We start from the raw sequence: 16,315 nt of genomic DNA, 5'->3' as shown, positions 1-16,315 counted from the left end.
GAGCTACCTGCCGGTAAGGTGGTAGGTCGGCTACGAGGGAGGAAACCATGACGGACCGGGTGCCGGTGGGCGACTTGCAGGTCGCTCGCGTGCTGTACGACTTCATCACTGACGAGGCACTGCCAGGAACCGGTGTGGACCCCGACAGCTTCTGGGCTGGGGTGGACAAAGTCGTCACCGATCTGACGCCGAAGAACCAGCGACTGCTGGCGCGTCGCGACGAGCTGCAGGCGCAGATCGACAAGTGGCACCGGCACCGGGTCATCGAGCCGCTGGACACCGAGGCGTACCGGGCCTTCCTCACCGAGATCGGCTACCTGCTGCCCGAACCCGAGGACTTCACGGTCACCACCTCCGGCGTCGACGATGAGATCGCGGTGCAGGCCGGCCCGCAGCTGGTGGTGCCGGTGCTCAACGCTCGGTTCGCGCTCAACGCCGCCAACGCCCGGTGGGGATCGTTGTACGACGCCCTGTACGGGACCGACGTGATCAGCGAGGACGGCGGGGCCGAGAAGGGAACTGGCTACAACCCCGTGCGCGGCGACAAGGTGATCGCTTACGCCCGTAGGTTCCTCGACGACTCCGTGCCGCTGGCCAACGGCGCCTGGACCGAGGTCAAGAGCTTCGCGGTGAACGACGGCGCGCTGGTGGTCACGCTGGGCGACGGCCTGGAGACCGCGGTCGCCGCGCCCACCGAATTCGTGGGCTACACCGGTGAAGCCGCATCGCCGTCGTCGGTGCTGCTGTCCCACCACGGCCTGCACATCGAAATCCTGATCGACCCGACATCACCGATCGGATCCACCGACGCCGCCGGCATCAAGGACGTGGTGCTGGAGTCGGCGGTCACCACGATCATGGACTTCGAGGACTCGGTGGCCGCGGTCGACGCCGAGGACAAGGTGCTCGGCTACCGCAACTGGCTGGGCCTGAATCGCGGCGACCTGTCCGAGCAGGTCAGCAAGGGCGACAAGACTTTCACTCGCACGCTGTCCGCCGACCGCGAGTTCACCGCCCCGGACGGCGGAACCCTGACGCTTCCGGGCCGCAGCCTGATGTTCGTCCGCAACGTGGGTCACCTGATGACCAACGACGCCATCGTCTATAGCGCCGACGGCGCGGAAGACCGAGAGGTGTTCGAGGGCATCCAGGACGCGCTTTTCACCGGGCTGATCGCCATGCACGGCCTGACCGCCTCCGACGACAACGGTCCGCTGGTCAACAGCCGCACCGGGTCGATCTACATCGTCAAGCCCAAGATGCACGGTCCGGACGAGGTCGCCTTCACCGCCGAGCTGTTCAGCCGGGTCGAAGACGTCCTGGGTCTACCGCAGACCACCCTCAAGATCGGCATCATGGACGAGGAGCGGCGCACCACGGTCAACCTGCGGGCGTGCATCAAGGCCGCCGCCGACCGGGTGGTGTTCATCAACACCGGCTTCCTGGACCGCACCGGAGACGAGATCCACACCTCCATGGAGGCCGGTCCCATGGTGCGCAAAGCGAGCATGAAGTCGCAGCCGTGGATCCTGGCCTACGAAGACAACAACGTCGATGCGGGATTGGCCACCGGCTTGACCGGCCACGCCCAGATCGGCAAGGGCATGTGGGCGATGACCGACCTGATGGCCGACATGGTCACCCAGAAGATCAGCCACCCGCGCTCGGGTGCGAGCACCGCGTGGGTGCCCTCTCCCACCGCCGCCACCCTGCACGCGATGCACTACCACCAGGTGGACGTGTTCGAGGTGCAGAAGGAACTGGCCGGAAAGCGCCGCGCCACAATCGATGCGCTGCTGACCATTCCGCTCTCCGAGGGCCTGGCCTGGGCGCCGGACGAGATCCGCGAAGAGGTCGACAACAACTGCCAGTCGATCCTGGGCTACGTGGTGCGCTGGATCAGCCAGGGTGTGGGCTGCTCGAAGGTTCCCGACATCCACGACGTGGCTCTGATGGAAGACCGTGCCACGCTTCGGATTTCGTCGCAGTTGCTGGCGAACTGGCTGCGGCACGGGGTGATCACCGCCGACGACGTGCAGTCCAGCCTGGAGCGGATGGCCCCGGCGGTGGACCGCCAGAACGCCGGTGACGCGAATTACCTGCCGATGGCACCCGATTTCGAATCCAGCATCGCGTTCGCGGCCGCACGCGAGCTGATCCTGTCCGGGACCAGCCAGCCCAACGGCTACACCGAGCCGATCCTGCACCGGCGCCGGCGGGAGTTCAAAGCCCAGGCCGGTATCTGACCCGACGCAGAACCGAATGGACATCACCGTGGCCGGACAACTGACCAGGCGGAGAGGACGCACCCACCGTGGGTAGGCACAGTTTCCCCGGCCCGGACGATTCCGACGACGAGCCGCTGGGGGGCGGCGAGCCCGACGACAGCCACTTTTCCGGCGGGCCTGATCTGTTCGGCTTCGGCGACCCGGACGACGACGACTACGTCGACGACTATCACGACGCCTTCGACGACGAGTCGTTTCCCGACGGTGGCGATGCCGGATACCGCGAGCCGAGATACGACGACGCGGGATACGACGATGCGGGATACGACGACGCCGACCCCGCGCAGTACATGCGTCGCGGTGGTGAGCCTGATGAGGAATCGCGTTACCGCACCGGGCCTTTCGGTGTCGTAGGCGGTATCGCCGGCGGGTCGCCGCCGTCCGATCGGGAGGAGCCGCGCGGCGGCCACCGCGATCTCGATCGGTGGCGCCGGCATCGCAACGACTCGGGGCCGCGCGGTGTCAGCGTCGGCGTGATCGCCGCGCTGGTGACGGTGATCGTTGTGGTGGGCGCGGTGATCCTGTGGCGCTTCTTCGGCAACTCGCTGTCGCATCGTTCCGCCGTCGCCGCCGGCAACTGCGCTGCCGGTGATCTGACGGTTGCCGTCGTGGCGGACCCGTCGATCGCCGACCACGTGCAGGGTTTCGCCGACCGGTTCAACAAGACCGCCAAGCCGGTCGGCGATCGCTGTGTGTCGGTACAGGTCAAGCCCGTCGATTCCGATGCCGTCGTCGGCGGTTTCATCGGCGACTGGCCCGCGCAACTCGGCCAGCGCCCGGCGCTGTGGATTCCAGGCAGTTCGGTCTCCACCGCCCGGCTGCAGGCATCCGCGGGGGCGGAAACGGTCAGCGACAGTCGCTCATTGGTCACCTCGCCGGTGTTGTTGGCGATCCGACCCGAGCTCAAGAGCGCGCTACAGAAGCAGAGCTGGGCAAGTCTGCCGGACCTGCAGGCCGACCCTGACGGGTTGGGTCATCTCGGGCTGGCCGGCTGGGGGCCGCTGCGGCTGGCGCTGCCGATCGGCGGCAACGGCGACGCCGCCTTCCTGGCCGGCGAGGCAGTGGCTGCCGGCGTCACCCCCAAAGGCGCCCCCATCATCGATGGGGTCGGGGGGGTACACCGGCTCGCGGGAGAGCAACCCAAGCTCGTCGATGCGTCGCTCGCTGAGGCCATGAATGTTCTGCTGCGCCCCGGAAACCTGGCGGCTGCACCGGTGCATGCCGTGGTGACCACCGAGCAGCAACTGTTCACCCGCGGCCAGTCGCTGTCGGATCCGGCTACTCAACTGGGCTCCTGGCGGCCGCCGGGGCCGGTGCCGGTGGCCGACTACCCCACCGTGTTGCTCGCGGGCTCCTGGTTGTCACAGGAGCAGGTGAGTGCCGCCAGCGAGTTCGCCCGCTTCGCCCGCAAACCCGACCAGCTCGCAGAGCTGGCCAAAGCCGGATTCCGAGTCGAAGGCGTCGAACCGCCGAGCAGCGAGGTGACCGGCTTCCCGGCAGTGTCGGACACTCTGTCGGTGGGCGACGATGCGACACGCGCCGCCCTGGCCAACGCCCTGACCACGTTGCCGGGCAGCGCGGCCGTCACGGTGATGCTCGACCAGTCGATGACCACCGACGAAGGCGGCAAGAGCCGGTTGGCCCATGTGATCGCCGCACTCGACCAACGGATCAAAGCCCTGGCCCCGAATTCGTCGGTGGGCCTGTGGACCTTCGACGGCACCGAGGGCCGCAACGTGGTCACCGGGGGCCCACTGGACGAGCCGCTCAACGGCGGGACTCGCGCAGAGACGTTGATCAGCGAGCTCGATGAGCTGAGCTCGACGGCCGGGGGTGCGGTGTCGTTCACGACGCTGCGCCTGGTGTACAACCAGGCCTTGGCCAACTACCGCCCCGGGCAGGCCAATTCGGTGCTGGTCATCACCGCGGGTCCGCACACCGACCGGACCTTGGACGGCTCCGGGCTGCAGGACTTCATCCGGACCAACACCGATCCCGAACGGCCGGTGGCCGTCAACGTCATCGACTTCGGCGCGGACGCCGACCAGGCGACCTGGCAGTCGGTGGCGCAGCTTTCCGGTGGCACGTACCAGAATCTGCGCGGGGCGAACTCCCCCGAACTGGCCGGTGCGCTGAACTCGCTGCTGAGCTGAGGCAGCGTTCTGCGGCGCCCCGCCGGCTAGTAGCCCAGCATGGCGAGAACTTGCTGCGGCCAGCTGACGAACAGCTCGGTGAACGTCCCGCCGAAGGCGCCGACGCTGGCACCGGCCAGGTTCACATCACCCTGGACGAAACCCTCCAGCAGGTCGGCGAGGTAGGGGTTCACCCAGTCCCCAACAAGGTCGCCGAGGTTGAGCGACAGGTCGTCGAGCCCCAGAAAGCCGACCAGGTCACCCACATCAAAGCCGTTCAACAACCAGGTGAGGTCCAGCCCGAGCGGACCATCGGTCAGGACACCGCCCAGCGCGCCCCCGAGGCCATCCAGCACGTCGCGCAGCGTCAGGGAGCCGACGGAATCGTCGAAGCCGAGATCTTGCAGGACGCCGCCGAGGGTCAGGTTGCCGACCGACAGCAATGCGCCGCCCACACTCGCCAGCACCGAACTGACGGTGTCGTCGAGGTGCAGGTCGCCCAGCAGATCGCCGACGGTGAAGTTGTTGAGCAGAGCTTCCAGACCATCGCCACCCAGCAGGTCGCTCAACAGGCCAGTCAGCAGCGGCCCTAGCAGAGGAATGGGGTCGAAGAGGTCAGCTGCAGTCGCGTTGAGCCAACTGAGGACTTCGGTGAGGAGGCCGACGTCGGACAGCAGGCTGCCGAGCTGTTCACCGGCCAAGTCGCCGTCGCCCAGACCGGCCAGCACCTGCCCGAGGCCCAGGGGAATCGCGGCGTCGACCCCGAACGCGCTCAGCACGTCGACGAGCCGGAAGTTGCCCAGTGCCAGGTCCAGATCGAGATTGCGGTAGAAGTCGGTGTCGGGGCCCAGGTCACCCAAGAGGGCGGTCAGGCTGTAGCGGCTCAGCCCCAAGTCGCCCAGGCCCAAGAAGTCGAGCAGGTCTCCCAGGGTGCTGACGTTGGTGGCCGACTTCAGCAGGTCCCCGACGCCGTCGTCGCTGAACCCCAGACCGCTGAGCAGCCCGCCGAGCGTCAGGGTGCCGAGGCGGACCTGGTCGATCACCCCGTCGAGGTTCAGGTTGCTCAAATCCGGAGTGCCCAAGCCGAGCATCTGCAGCAGCCTGGACAAGTCGAGGTCGATCTCCAGGTTCTGTTCGGGCGCCAGAATCCCGTTGAACACCGGAATGCTGATGATGCCGCCCAGCAGGGACAGATTGTGCTGGCCGTTGAGGTAGGCATCCAGCAGGGTGGCCGGCGCGTTGAACAGCGCGGTGAACGCGGTGGCGGGGTCGCCCAGGTCGTCGACCACGCCGAACAGCGCGTCCAGAGTCGCCACGTGCGATGCCAGGCCCGCGATCAGCAACTCCAACCCCGGCGACAGCTGCACCGAGACCGTCGCCGGCAGCGACGCGGCGTCGGCGTCCACCGCCAGCGTGAAGTTGCTGGCCGCTTCGATCACCCCGACCGGATTGGAGAACATCGCGGTGAACAGCTGCGAGATCGCCGACCAGTCGGTGTTCGCACTGATGCGCTCGATGTTGTCCCAGGTGTTGGCGAACAGATCACCGTAGGAGGTGGTCAGCGCCACGCCAGGCGAAGCCGCGGTGGCCGGCAGTGGCACGCTGACCGGAGCGACCGTGACGATCCCGGCGCTGACCAGGGCGAGGCCGGCGGTGACGCAGGAGCGAGAAATGGGCTCCTGCACGAGTCCTCCTAGAAGCGAACCTCAACCATGAATTGGATAAGGGCGATCCTAGACTCTTTTGGACGCTAGCTGAGGCTTTGCTGGCTATTTGCCGAATACCAGCGACTCAGCTGAACGCCTCCACCGGCGGGCACGAGCAGACGAGGTTGCGGTCGCCGAACGCTCCGTCGATCCGGCGCACCGGCGGCCACACCTTCGGCCGGAATCCGCGGCCCAGCGGGTAGGCGGCCTGCTCCCGGGTGTACGGGTGCTCCCACTTGTCGACCATCAGGCACTCCGCGGTGTGCGGGGCCCCGCGCAACGGGTTGTCCTCAACCGTCCATTCGCCGGTTCCGACTCGGTCGATCTCGCCGCGAATGGCGATCATCGCCTCGCAGAACGCATCGACTTCGGCGAGGCTCTCACTCTCGGTGGGCTCCACCATCAGGGTTCCGGCCACCGGGAAGCTCATGGTCGGGGCATGGAAACCGTAGTCGGCCAACCGCTTTGCGACATCGTCGACGGTCACACCGGTGCTCTTGGTGATCTCCCGCAAGTCCAAGATGCATTCGTGGGCGACCATGCCGTTCTCACCGGTGTAGAGCACCGGGTAGTGCTCGTCTAGACGGCGGGCGATGTAGTTCGCCGACGCGATCGCCGTCAGCGATGCCGCGCGCAGGCCGTCGGCGCCCATCATCCGGATATAGGCCCAGGTGATCGGCAGGATCGACGCGGACCCGTAGGGAGCCGCTGACACCGGATGCCCGCCGGGCAACTCGGCGGCCAGCGGGTGCCCGGGCAGGAACTCGGCCAGGTGCGCGCGCACCGCCACCGGGCCGACGCCCGGGCCGCCGCCCCCGTGCGGGATGCAGAAGGTCTTGTGCAGGTTCAGGTGGCTGACGTCTCCGCCGAACTTTCCGGGCCGGGCCAGCCCGACCAGCGCATTGAGGTTGGCTCCGTCGACGTAGACCTGGCCGCCGGCGTCGTGCACGGCGGCGCAGATCTCGGCGATGTCGTGCTCATAGACGCCGTGCGTGGAGGGGTAGGTGATCATCAACGCCGACAACGCCGCAGCGTGCTGGTCCACCTTGGCGCGCAAGTCGTCGAGGTCGACGTCGCCGTTGTCACGGCAGGCCACCACCACCACCCGCATCCCGGCCAGCGCCGCCGACGCGGCGTTGGTGCCGTGGGCGCTGGAGGGGATCAGGCAGATGTCGCGATGCGACTCGCCACGGCTGGCGTGATAGGCGTGGATCGCCAACAGGCCCGCGTACTCGCCCTGCGATCCGGCATTGGGTTGCAGCGACACCGCGTCGTATCCGGTGATCCCCGCCAGCCAGGTCTCCAACTGGGCGATGAGCGTCCGCAGGCCCACGGCGTCGCCGGCCGGGGCGAACGGGTGCTGGCGCGCGAATTCCGGCCAGGTGACCGACTCCATCTCGGCGGCGGCGTTGAGCTTCATCGTGCACGACCCGAGCGGAATCATGCTGCGGTCCAAGGCGATGTCCTTGTCCGACAGCGAGCGCAGGTAACGCATCATCGCGGTTTCGGTCCGATAGCGGGTGAACGCCGGGTGTGTCAGGAATTCCGATCTGCGGGTGTCGATCGGTGCGCCGGTGGGCTCGGCCGCGGCCACCCCGAATGCGTCCAGTACCGCGGCCACCTGGGCGTCGGTGGTGGTCTCGTCGCAGGCCACCGAGACGTGGTCGGCGTCGACGCGCCACAGGTTGATCCCGCCGGCCTTGGCCGCGGCGATGACCTCGTCAGCGCGGCCCGGCACCCGGGCCAGCACCGTGTCGAAATAGCGGTCGTGCACCAGCGCGTCACCGAGTGCGGCGCCGATCTTCTCGGCTTGAGCGTGCACTCGCCGTGCGATGGCGGTCAGGCCGTCGGCGCCGTGGTAGCTGGCATACATCGCGGCCATCACCGCCAGCAGCACCTGCGCGGTACAGATGTTCGACGTCGCCTTGTCCCGGCGGATGTGCTGTTCGCGGGTTTGCAGCGCCAGCCGGAACGCTGCTGATCCATCCGCGTCCATGGACACCCCGACCAGCCGGCCGGGCAGCTGGCGGGCGTGGCCCGAGTGCACCGCCAGGTAGCCGGCGTGCGGGCCACCGAAGCCCATCGGCACCCCGAACCGCTGGGCACTGCCGAACGCCACGTCGGCGCCGAGCTCGCCGGGCGGGGTGAGCAGCGTGCATGCCAGCAGATCCGCGCCGACCGCCACCAGCGCGCCTCGCTGGTGAGCCGCCTCGACCAGTCCCGACCAGTCGGTGATCCGGCCCGAGGCGCCCGGCAACTGCACGACCACCCCGAAGAAGTCGCCGTCGGGAAGTCCATCGCGCAGGTCGGCGGTGACGATCTCGATACGCAGCGGTTCGGCTCGCGTAGCCAGCACTGCCGCGGTCTGGGTGAACAGGTCGGCGTCGACCAGCAGCCGTTGCGAGGTGCCGCGCGTCGCGCGATGCATCAACGTCATCGCCTCGGCGGCTGCGGTGCCCTCGTCCAGCATCGAGGCGTTGGCGATCTCCAGGCCGGTCAGATCGGCGATCATGGTCTGGAAGTTCAGCAGGGCCTCCAGCCGGCCCTGGCTGATCTCCGGCTGGTAGGGCGTGTAGGCGGTGTACCACGCCGGGTTCTGCATGATGTTGCGCAGCAACACCGGCGGGGTGAGCGTGTCGTAGTAGCCCTGGCCGATCATCGACACCGCGACCGTGCTGGCATCGGCCAGTTCGCGCAGTTCGGTCAGGGCCTGGGCCTCGGTAGCCGGGGCCGGAAGGACATCCAGCCCGGGCGCGGTCCCCTCGGCGCTCAGCGCATCGAGGATGCCGGCGGGAACAGCTTTGGCCGCGAGATCTTCCAGCGACTCGACACCGATGGTGGCGAGCATCGCGCTGATCGCGGCACTGTCGGGGCCGATATGCCGGTCAACAAAGCGGGATTCGGTGTACTCGGACACGGGAACTCCTGGGCGCTAGACGACTGCGAGACGAATTCGTGTCCTCCCCCTCTGTCGTCTGCCCGACCCGGGCGCCTGAGAGATTCGGCGCCGAGATATCTGCAGCGCCTTTCCCCATGGGCGGGTGTAACCCGAAGGGGCGCCACCGCTTTCCAGAGGCATCAATGCCGGCGCGGTCCGGGTGCCTGAGAGGTTGACGGAGAGGTATTGCTCCTTCGGCGTCCGCGGCTGGCTGCCACGGAACTCTCCCGCGCGAGGCTGATGCGGACCCGATACTACCCGCCGAGCCCGGCCGGCAGGATCCGCTGGGCGCCGGACCACCACCATGGTATATATAAGACTATATCTGTCACATTTATACCAATGGGCGGTTGAAAATGGGCACGCTACGGCACCGCATCGTGGACGAATTTCAGAACATCGCCGGACGACATGACGATCCCCGCGTTTACGGTGGTGAGCCGGGCGACCCGGGTCTGATCGGTCCGGGCAGTGTGTCGTGGGAGGTGAACGCGGACCTTGCCGCGGTGGCGCAGGCCGGGTTGCCGGCGATCGTGCTGGAGATTCTGCATCCGTCGGTGATCGCCGGCGTGCAGGACCTTTCGACGTACCGTGCGGACCCGTTCCGGCGCGCCCGCACCACCCTCGGTTACGTGCTGACCACGACCTTCGGCAATACCGAAGCGGCGACGCAGCTGATCGAACAGGTCAAGTCCATCCATTCCCACGTGACGGGCACCCGGCCCGACGGTGTGGCATACCGGGCCCTGGACCCCGAACTGCTGGCGTGGGTGCACACCTGCATCCCGTGGATGATCATGCGCGCGTTCGAGCGCACGAATCGGCCGTTGTCGCAGCACGAACGCGACCAATACCTAGCCGAGCAGGCGACGATCGGTCGGATGGCGGGCGCCGAGTGGGTGCCATCGAACATGGCTGAACTCGACGACTACGTTCGCCGGGTGCGCCCGCAATTGGGTGTCAACGCGCAGACCCGCGAATTCATCGACTTCCTGCTCACCGCACCCTTCTTCCCCGACCTGCCCGGTCCCCTCGATCGCGCACTGCACCGGTTCGCGGTGTATGCCGGGATGAGTTACGCCCCCCGCTGGGCACGAGAACTCACCGGATTCGACCACCCTTCCCTCCTGGCTCGGCGACTGATCGGCCCGGCACTGCAGTTCGACGCTCGCCGGATACGGTGGGCTTATGGCCTTCCTCCCTATGCCCGGTTGGCGCGCGAGCGCGCCAACGGTGTCGGTGTCACGACCGCAGGCACGCCATGATTGACCCGCAGTTCGTCACGGTCATCGGCGAGGCCGTCGCCGGAATGCCCGCCGAACATGCCACCGATGCGACCGCCCAACGCATTCTCGACGCCGCCGTTCACGAAGCCGCGACCGTCGGACTGCGGCGCATCACCATCGAAGACGTGGTCCGGCGCGCGGGCGTGTCACGCATGACCGCCTACCGCCGCTATCCCCGGCGCGAAGATCTGATTCAGGCGCTGATCCGTCGGGAGACCGGGCGCTTTCTCGCGACGGTGGCCGACGCCATCGAAACCACACCCGACCCCCATCACGGTGTAGCCGAGGCCTTCGTCGCCGCCATCAGTTTCGCCCGTGAGCATCCGATGCTGAGCCGAGCCGCGCAGTTCGAGCCACTACCGTCCGCCGATGCCAAGGACCTGCTCGCGATGGGGTCAGCGTTCATCGCCAACTACATTCACGGCGAGGCGCCCGGCAGTCCGACCCAGTCGGTGCGCTGGGTGGCCGACGTGTTCGCCCGGCTGTTCTTGACCTATATCTCGCTGCCATCCACCGATCCGGATTTTCGCGACGATGCGGCGCTGCGACGCTTCGCTCAGGAAGTCCTCACCCCGATGGCCGAACACGCTGTCGGATGAATTCTTCGACCTAGTGCGCCGGCGCCACGACGACGTTGACGGTGGTGGCACCGGCGTCTGAGGCGATGATCAGCACCGGCACGTTGGGGATTGACACCACGTGGCCACCGGTGACGCTGACCTGGTAGCCGTGCGGGTATTGGATGGCCGGCACCGAGATGGTGGTCTGCGCGCCCGCTGCGAAGCTGCCGGTGCCATCGGCCCGCGCCGTGGCGTAGCTGAGCTGGAAGATGCCGTGGTCGAACGACCAGGAGCTCGGGGTGCCGGCCACCGCCTGCGGATACGGCTCGGCCAATGCCGCCAGGGTGGCGACGTTGACGTTGTCGCCGACGGGCGGCTTGCTCGGATCGAACACCAGCGCCTCGGAGTTCTGCGAGGACGCGCCGGTGGTGATGTCGTCTTTGCCGGTGTAGGCCCACTCCGTCCATCCGTAATGGCGTTGACTGGCGCCTCGCAGCATGTCGATGATGACCGCGATATTGTCGGTGGCTCCGAATCCGCCCATCAGTGCCGGAATATTGTGTGCGCCTGCATAAGCCACGACATTGTTCAGGGCCATATCGTCGAGCACGTCGCAGAACAGGCCATCGCCGAGCAGCGATGTGGGGCAGAAATAGGCGAACTCGAAGGCTTTGTTCGGATCGTTCACCGTGCCCAAGTGGGTCGGGAACCCCAAGTCGAAGTTGACGTTGTGTTGGAAGTAGACGGTGGTGTTGGGATCGACGGCCCGGATCGCCGAGGTCACCTGGTTGTAGAAGGGAGTCAGCTGCTGGGCATCGAAGTGCGGGTTGCCCAACATGCTCGACAGCCATTGTGAGCCTGCGGACGGCTCGGTCATGATGTTGAGCCCGACTACGTTGGGGTCGTCCTTGAAATAGTCGGCCACGTATTCCCAAGCCAGCGCGTAATGATTCTCGAGTCCAACGCCATCGGATGCTGGGGCGTTGGACCAGAACGTATCCCAGGCATACATCTCGGCGGGGTTGAGGTAGTAGCTGTTGGGGAAGCCGAAGTCGGGGTTGGGCAGTCCGCCGGTCTGCACCGCCCAGTCGGGCGCTCCTTCTCCCCCGAATACCGTGCTGTAGAGGTCTTGGTGCATACCCAGAACGGTGACGATGCCGTGGTTGCTCAGGGTTTGTACGGTCTCGGCGATTGAGTCGAGGTACGTCTGGCTGAACACCCCGGGCTCGGGTTCCAGAGCGGCCCAGACGATGCCCAACCCCACGCTGTTGAAGCCATTGGCGGCCAAGAAAGCTGCGTCGTCGTCGCCGAATCCGGAAGCCGACGGCTCGTACGGTGACAGCTTGTAGACCTCGTCGAGGCCATGCAGGATCACGACTCGTCCGGCACTGTCGGTGATCCAGGTGTCGGCGGTGGAAAACCCTCCACTGCCGCCGCTCAACGGGATGCCGGTACCGAAGTGCCCGACCACACCGTGGCTGCCCAGCATGCTCCCGTTGCCGCCAGCGCCACCCAGTGCGGGTAAACCGGCAGGGGCAGAACCTATTCCGCTTTCACCGCCGCTGCCGCCATTTCCACCGCTTCCCAAGACCCCGATCGCGTCGCCGCCGTCACCACCATGACCTCCGGCGCCGCCGTCACCCCCTGCCCCGCCGTGTCCGCCCATCCCGAACAACCAGCCACCGTCACCGCCGTGCCCGCCGATCCCGCCGACAAGGCCCTGTCCGCCGGCCCCGCCCGCGCCGCCAACACCGAGCAGCCAGCCCCCGTCACCGCCCGCTCCACCGGCCGCACCGGCGCCCGCGGCCCCACCGGTGCCGCCATCACCGAACAGCCCCGCGGCCCCGCCGGCGCCGCCGGACAGCCCGGCGCCCGTCGAATCCCAGCCCGCCCCGCCGTCACCGAAGATCCAGCCGCCGGCCCCGCCGTCGGGATGATCAACCGTTCCCGCGGCACCGTCGCCGATCGCATACGAACCCAGCAAGGCGTTGAGGACGCCGTCAAGTTGTTGGCCGAGGTCACTGTGGATCCAGTTTTCGATACCGGCGTGAACCGGCTCGTAGACGAACTGCTCGAACCATCCGCTCAGATCGGTGGCCGCCGCCGGTCCCGCGATTAGCCCGCCGAGCAGGCCCTCCCCAGGTGCCGGGTCGAGCAGCGGCTCCCACGAGGACCACCCCGAGATCGCATCCGTACCAAGAGAATTGCTCGCCGCATCCATCATCGGCTCCACCATCGCATCGAGGACGTCGGCCCGAGCCTGCGGTGCAGCCAGCACCGGCAACCCGGCAAGAGCCGCCGTCACAGCCCCCGTCGCCAGGGCACGCGCGCCGCTCATCCGAACCTCTGATGGTATATCTGTTACACGAAGTGTCCTAGATATACCACAGCACAGTCGGCGCGGCGCCGTTCCATGACAGGTCGGCAGATCGGTAAAGAGAAGTCGGTCGCACCGACCACCGGGACCGCAATTCGGTCGGTGCGGCGCTATGAGGGTGCGATAACGGGCTGCAGCCCTAGCCGGTCTTGCGGTCGCGGAACTTGCGGCGGCTGGCCAGTTCGTCTTCCGGTGCGGCGATCGACTCGCCGCCGTCGGCGCGCTCACCCGGGAAGTCGGAGATCACGCCGGTCAACTCGCGCATCGCGCCCGACACCGCGATCCCGAACACACCCTGGCCGCCCTGCAGCAGGTCGACGACCTCCTCGGCCGAAGTGCACTCGTAGACGGTGGTGCCGTCGGAGAACAGCGTGATGTTGGCCAGATCCTGCACACCGCGCTCACGAAGGTGGTCGACAGCGATCCGGATGTTGTGCAGCGAGATTCCGGTGTCGAGGAGTCGCTTCACGATCTTGAGCACCAGGATGTCTTTGAACGAGTACAGCCGCTGGCTGCCGGAGCCGGCCGCCCCCCGGATCGACGGCACCACCAGGGAGGTACGAGCCCAGTAGTCGAGCTGGCGATAGGTGATGCCGGCGATTTGGCAGGCACTGGGGCCGCGGTAGCCGACGAGTTCGTCGGGAACGGAGTCGTCGGGGAACAGTCCGCCCTGTACGGGTTGGCCGGCGCTGGAAGGGGCCGCGGGGACTTCGCGGTCACCCGTGTCGGACTGACCCGTGAAGTCCAGCTGTTCCTGCCCCGGTTGGTCGCCCACGCTGCTTCCTCTCGCCGATCGCGCTCGTTGCCACTGGCTGGCCGGTGGCCGCGTTTGCTCTTGCCCGAGTTGGTCGTGAGCATACGCCGTCCGACGAGCTGCCGTGCAGTTGTTCCCGCCGTGGTTCAAGTATGGGGGCCCCGTTTTGCGCGTGTTGCTTTCGTATGGGCGTGTCGCGCCGACCGCAGAGAGATGAAACGGATCTGTGACGAGGCTGAGTCCGCCGCGCCGGGTCAGGTTGCTTTGAAATCGTCGGGCGACACGCTATCGAGGAATTCCTTGAACTTCTCCACCTCGTCTTCACGCACCGCACCCGCCGTCTCGTCGTCACCCTCGTCGGGGATCAGCAGGCCCGCTTCGGCCAGCACCGCTTCCTCGACGTAGATCGGCACCCCCACCCGCAAGGCGATGGCCACCGAGTCCGACGGACGCGCCGACACCGTGATGTCGCGGTCGAAGATCAGGTCGGCGTAGAACGTGCCCTCCTGCAGGTCGACGATTCGGACCTCTTTGAGCGAATGTCCGAGGGCACCGATCAGGTCGCGGATCAAGTCGTGGGTCAGGGGGCGGGCCGGCTCCACGCCCTGCTGCTCCAGAGCGATGGCGGCGGCTTCGGCCTGCCCGATCCAGATCGGGAGATATCGATCACCGTCGGCCTCACGCAGGAGCAGCACCGGCTGGTTCTGCGGCTGCTCGACGCGGATGCCGACCACGCGTACTTCACCCATCTCCAGTCAGCCCTCCGCGTTCGCCTCTGTCACAAGTCCGTGTCACAAGTCCTCAGTGCGTCCCAAGTCCTTGTCGTCCCAGTATGACTCGCTGCGAAACCCGCGGTCGGACACGCAACAAGCCGCCGAGGCGAAGTCTAGTCCTCAGCCGTGCAGTACGTCGTGTACCGAGGACTTGAGCAGCGCGGTGTGCAGTGCGATCGCCAGCGCCGCGACCTCGCGCGCCAAGTCGTCGGCCCGGTCACGGGCGCCCGCCTTGCCCCCCTTGACCAGCGGACCGGCGATCTGGGAGATCAGGTCGGATTGCCGGTCGGCCGCCGAGCGGAACGCCCGCAGGTGCCGCGGTTCCACGCCGTAGTCGGCCAGCCCCCGCGCGCACTGGACGATCACGACCGCGTGCTCGTCGAACAGCCCGCCCGGCCCGGGGGTGATGACGCCCGATCTGACCAAAGCCGTCAGCAGTGCGTCGTCGCCGCCCGAGCGCGCCAGCAGATCCTCCCGGCTCAGCCGCACCTGCCGAGGCGACGCAGGCAGCGCCGTCCCACCGGCGGTTTCGCCGCCGGCTGCCACAAGACGCGGCACGGGGTACGGCGACTCGGGTGACGGCAGCGCGCCGTCCGGTTCGGCATCCAGCCGCGCCTTGATCACCTTCAGTGGCAGGTAGTGGTCGCGTTGCGCGGTCAGCACGTAACGAAGCCGGGCGCAGTCGTACGCGCTGAATCGGCGGTAGCCCGACGCCGCCCGCTGCGGCATGACCAGCCCCTCGGCCTCCAAGAAGCGAATCTTGGAGACCGTGACGTCGGGAAAATCCGGCCGCAGCAGATCCAGCACCGCTCCGATTGACATCCCGGCCAGTTCAGGGCTGTCGGGCGCGGTCATTAGCTGCCCGGCCCGGCCTCGGTCTCACCCGTCTTCGGGCCGGTCAGGAAGACCAGGCGGAACTTACCCACCTGCACCTCGTCGCCGTTGACCAGGACCGCCGAATCGACCGGTTCCCGGTTGACGTAGGTCCCGTTGAGGCTGCCGACGTCGACGACCTGAAACTCGTTGCCCTCCAGCCGGAACTCGGCGTGCCGACGGCTCACCGTGACGTCATCGAGGAAGATGTCGCTGTCGGGGTGCCGACCGGCTGCGGTGACCGGTTGGTCGAGCAGGAACCGCGATCCGGCGTTGGGACCACGCTTGACGACCAGCAACGCCGAGCCCACGGGCAGGCCCTCCACACCCGAGGTCAGGCTCTCGCCGCCCGCCTGCGCGGGAGCGTCGAGTTCGTTCAGGAAGTCAGCGCGGAAAACCGATGTGGTTTCCACGGTGACCTCGTCGCCTGCCTGGTCTTGCCCCGTCGCCGGGTCCTTCTCCGTCACCCGCTACTCCTCACTGGCCGCTGTTCTGCTACCTGGTCGCGCCCGCCGGACATCTCTTGCGCCCAACCCTGAATCGTTGAGTCGACCGTACCGCGCAGCGGTCCGTCATGTCCCCCGCACCGCGGGATCGTGTCGGGTGGATACCCGCGCGTCCCGGCAGG

Annotated in this window: 11 protein-coding genes and 1 riboswitch; of the genes, 4 read left to right on the top strand and 7 right to left on the bottom strand. The window is 67.4% G+C overall.

The window, feature by feature from the left end:
- Positions 1 to 47: 47 nt before the first annotated feature.
- Together K3U94_RS11050 and K3U94_RS11045 are read left to right on the top strand one after the other, a co-directional pair.
- Positions 48 to 2,246, top strand: a complete 2,199-nt coding sequence (locus K3U94_RS11050) for a malate synthase G (RefSeq protein ID WP_220696495.1) — start codon at positions 48 to 50, stop codon at positions 2,244 to 2,246.
- 68 nt (positions 2,247 to 2,314) lie between these two features.
- The gene (locus K3U94_RS11045) at positions 2,315 to 4,441 is read left to right on the top strand and encodes a vWA domain-containing protein (protein ID WP_220696494.1); all 2,127 of its coding nucleotides are present in this window, start codon (positions 2,315 to 2,317) and stop codon (positions 4,439 to 4,441) included.
- 26 nt (positions 4,442 to 4,467) lie between these two features.
- On the opposite strand, the gene K3U94_RS11040 is transcribed toward K3U94_RS11045, so the two are convergent.
- Positions 4,468 to 6,105: a hypothetical protein gene (locus K3U94_RS11040; protein ID WP_220696493.1), complete on the bottom strand. Its 1,638-nt coding sequence runs from the start codon at positions 6,103 to 6,105 to the stop codon at positions 4,468 to 4,470.
- A gap of 106 nt (positions 6,106 to 6,211) precedes the next feature.
- Positions 6,212 to 9,043, bottom strand: coding sequence for an aminomethyl-transferring glycine dehydrogenase (gene gcvP, locus K3U94_RS11035; protein WP_220696492.1), 2,832 nt, complete (start codon positions 9,041 to 9,043; stop codon positions 6,212 to 6,214).
- Positions 9,044 to 9,206: 163 nt separating this feature from the next.
- Positions 9,207 to 9,304, bottom strand: a riboswitch (glycine riboswitch).
- 116 nt (positions 9,305 to 9,420) lie between these two features.
- Between gcvP and K3U94_RS11030 the strand changes: the two genes are divergently transcribed.
- Together K3U94_RS11030 and K3U94_RS11025 are read left to right on the top strand one after the other, a co-directional pair.
- A complete protein-coding gene (locus tag K3U94_RS11030; protein ID WP_052956779.1) occupies positions 9,421 to 10,329 on the top strand; it encodes an oxygenase MpaB family protein in 909 nt (302 codons plus the stop codon).
- Positions 10,326 to 10,949: a TetR/AcrR family transcriptional regulator gene (locus K3U94_RS11025; protein ID WP_052956778.1), complete on the top strand. Its 624-nt coding sequence runs from the start codon at positions 10,326 to 10,328 to the stop codon at positions 10,947 to 10,949. Before K3U94_RS11030 ends, K3U94_RS11025 begins: the two co-directional genes overlap by 4 nt.
- 10 nt (positions 10,950 to 10,959) lie before the next feature.
- On the opposite strand, the gene K3U94_RS24135 is transcribed toward K3U94_RS11025, so the two are convergent.
- From K3U94_RS24135 to garA, 5 genes are all read right to left on the bottom strand, one after another.
- Positions 10,960 to 13,248, bottom strand: coding sequence for a cellulase family glycosylhydrolase (locus K3U94_RS24135; protein WP_220696491.1), 2,289 nt, complete (start codon positions 13,246 to 13,248; stop codon positions 10,960 to 10,962).
- Positions 13,249 to 13,426: 178 nt separating this feature from the next.
- The gene (locus tag K3U94_RS11015) at positions 13,427 to 14,062 is read right to left on the bottom strand and encodes a MerR family transcriptional regulator (protein WP_047321563.1); all 636 of its coding nucleotides are present in this window, start codon (positions 14,060 to 14,062) and stop codon (positions 13,427 to 13,429) included.
- A gap of 233 nt (positions 14,063 to 14,295) precedes the next feature.
- Positions 14,296 to 14,790, bottom strand: a complete 495-nt coding sequence (locus K3U94_RS11010; protein ID WP_047321562.1) for a bifunctional nuclease family protein — start codon at positions 14,788 to 14,790, stop codon at positions 14,296 to 14,298.
- 144 nt (positions 14,791 to 14,934) lie between these two features.
- Positions 14,935 to 15,669, bottom strand: coding sequence for a transcriptional regulator FtsR (ftsR, locus tag K3U94_RS11005; RefSeq protein WP_220696490.1), 735 nt, complete (start codon positions 15,667 to 15,669; stop codon positions 14,935 to 14,937).
- Entirely contained in the window at positions 15,669 to 16,154 is a 486-nt protein-coding gene (gene garA, locus K3U94_RS11000) for a glycogen accumulation regulator GarA (protein ID WP_024442764.1), read from the bottom strand. Before garA ends, ftsR begins: the two co-directional genes overlap by 1 nt.
- Positions 16,155 to 16,315 lie beyond the last annotated feature (161 nt).

Source organism: Mycolicibacter heraklionensis, from assembly GCF_019645815.1.
Taxonomy (GTDB): Bacteria; Actinomycetota; Actinomycetes; order Mycobacteriales; family Mycobacteriaceae; genus Mycobacterium; species Mycobacterium heraklionense.
Note: the sequence above shows the minus strand (reverse complement) of the source record. Positions and strands in the feature narration are given on the sequence as shown.

Coding starts and splice junctions, on each gene's coding strand:
- K3U94_RS11050 (WP_220696495.1), top strand. CDS start 48: ATGACGGACCGGGTGCCGGTGGGCGACTTGCAGGTCGCTCGCGTGCTG.
- K3U94_RS11030 (WP_052956779.1), top strand. CDS start 9,421: ATGGGCACGCTACGGCACCGCATCGTGGACGAATTTCAGAACATCGCC.
- K3U94_RS11025 (WP_052956778.1), top strand. CDS start 10,326: ATGATTGACCCGCAGTTCGTCACGGTCATCGGCGAGGCCGTCGCCGGA.
- K3U94_RS24135 (WP_220696491.1), bottom strand. CDS start 13,248: ATGAGCGGCGCGCGTGCCCTGGCGACGGGGGCTGTGACGGCGGCTCTT.
- K3U94_RS11010 (WP_047321562.1), bottom strand. CDS start 14,790: ATGGGTGAAGTACGCGTGGTCGGCATCCGCGTCGAGCAGCCGCAGAAC.
- ftsR (WP_220696490.1), bottom strand. CDS start 15,669: ATGACCGCGCCCGACAGCCCTGAACTGGCCGGGATGTCAATCGGAGCG.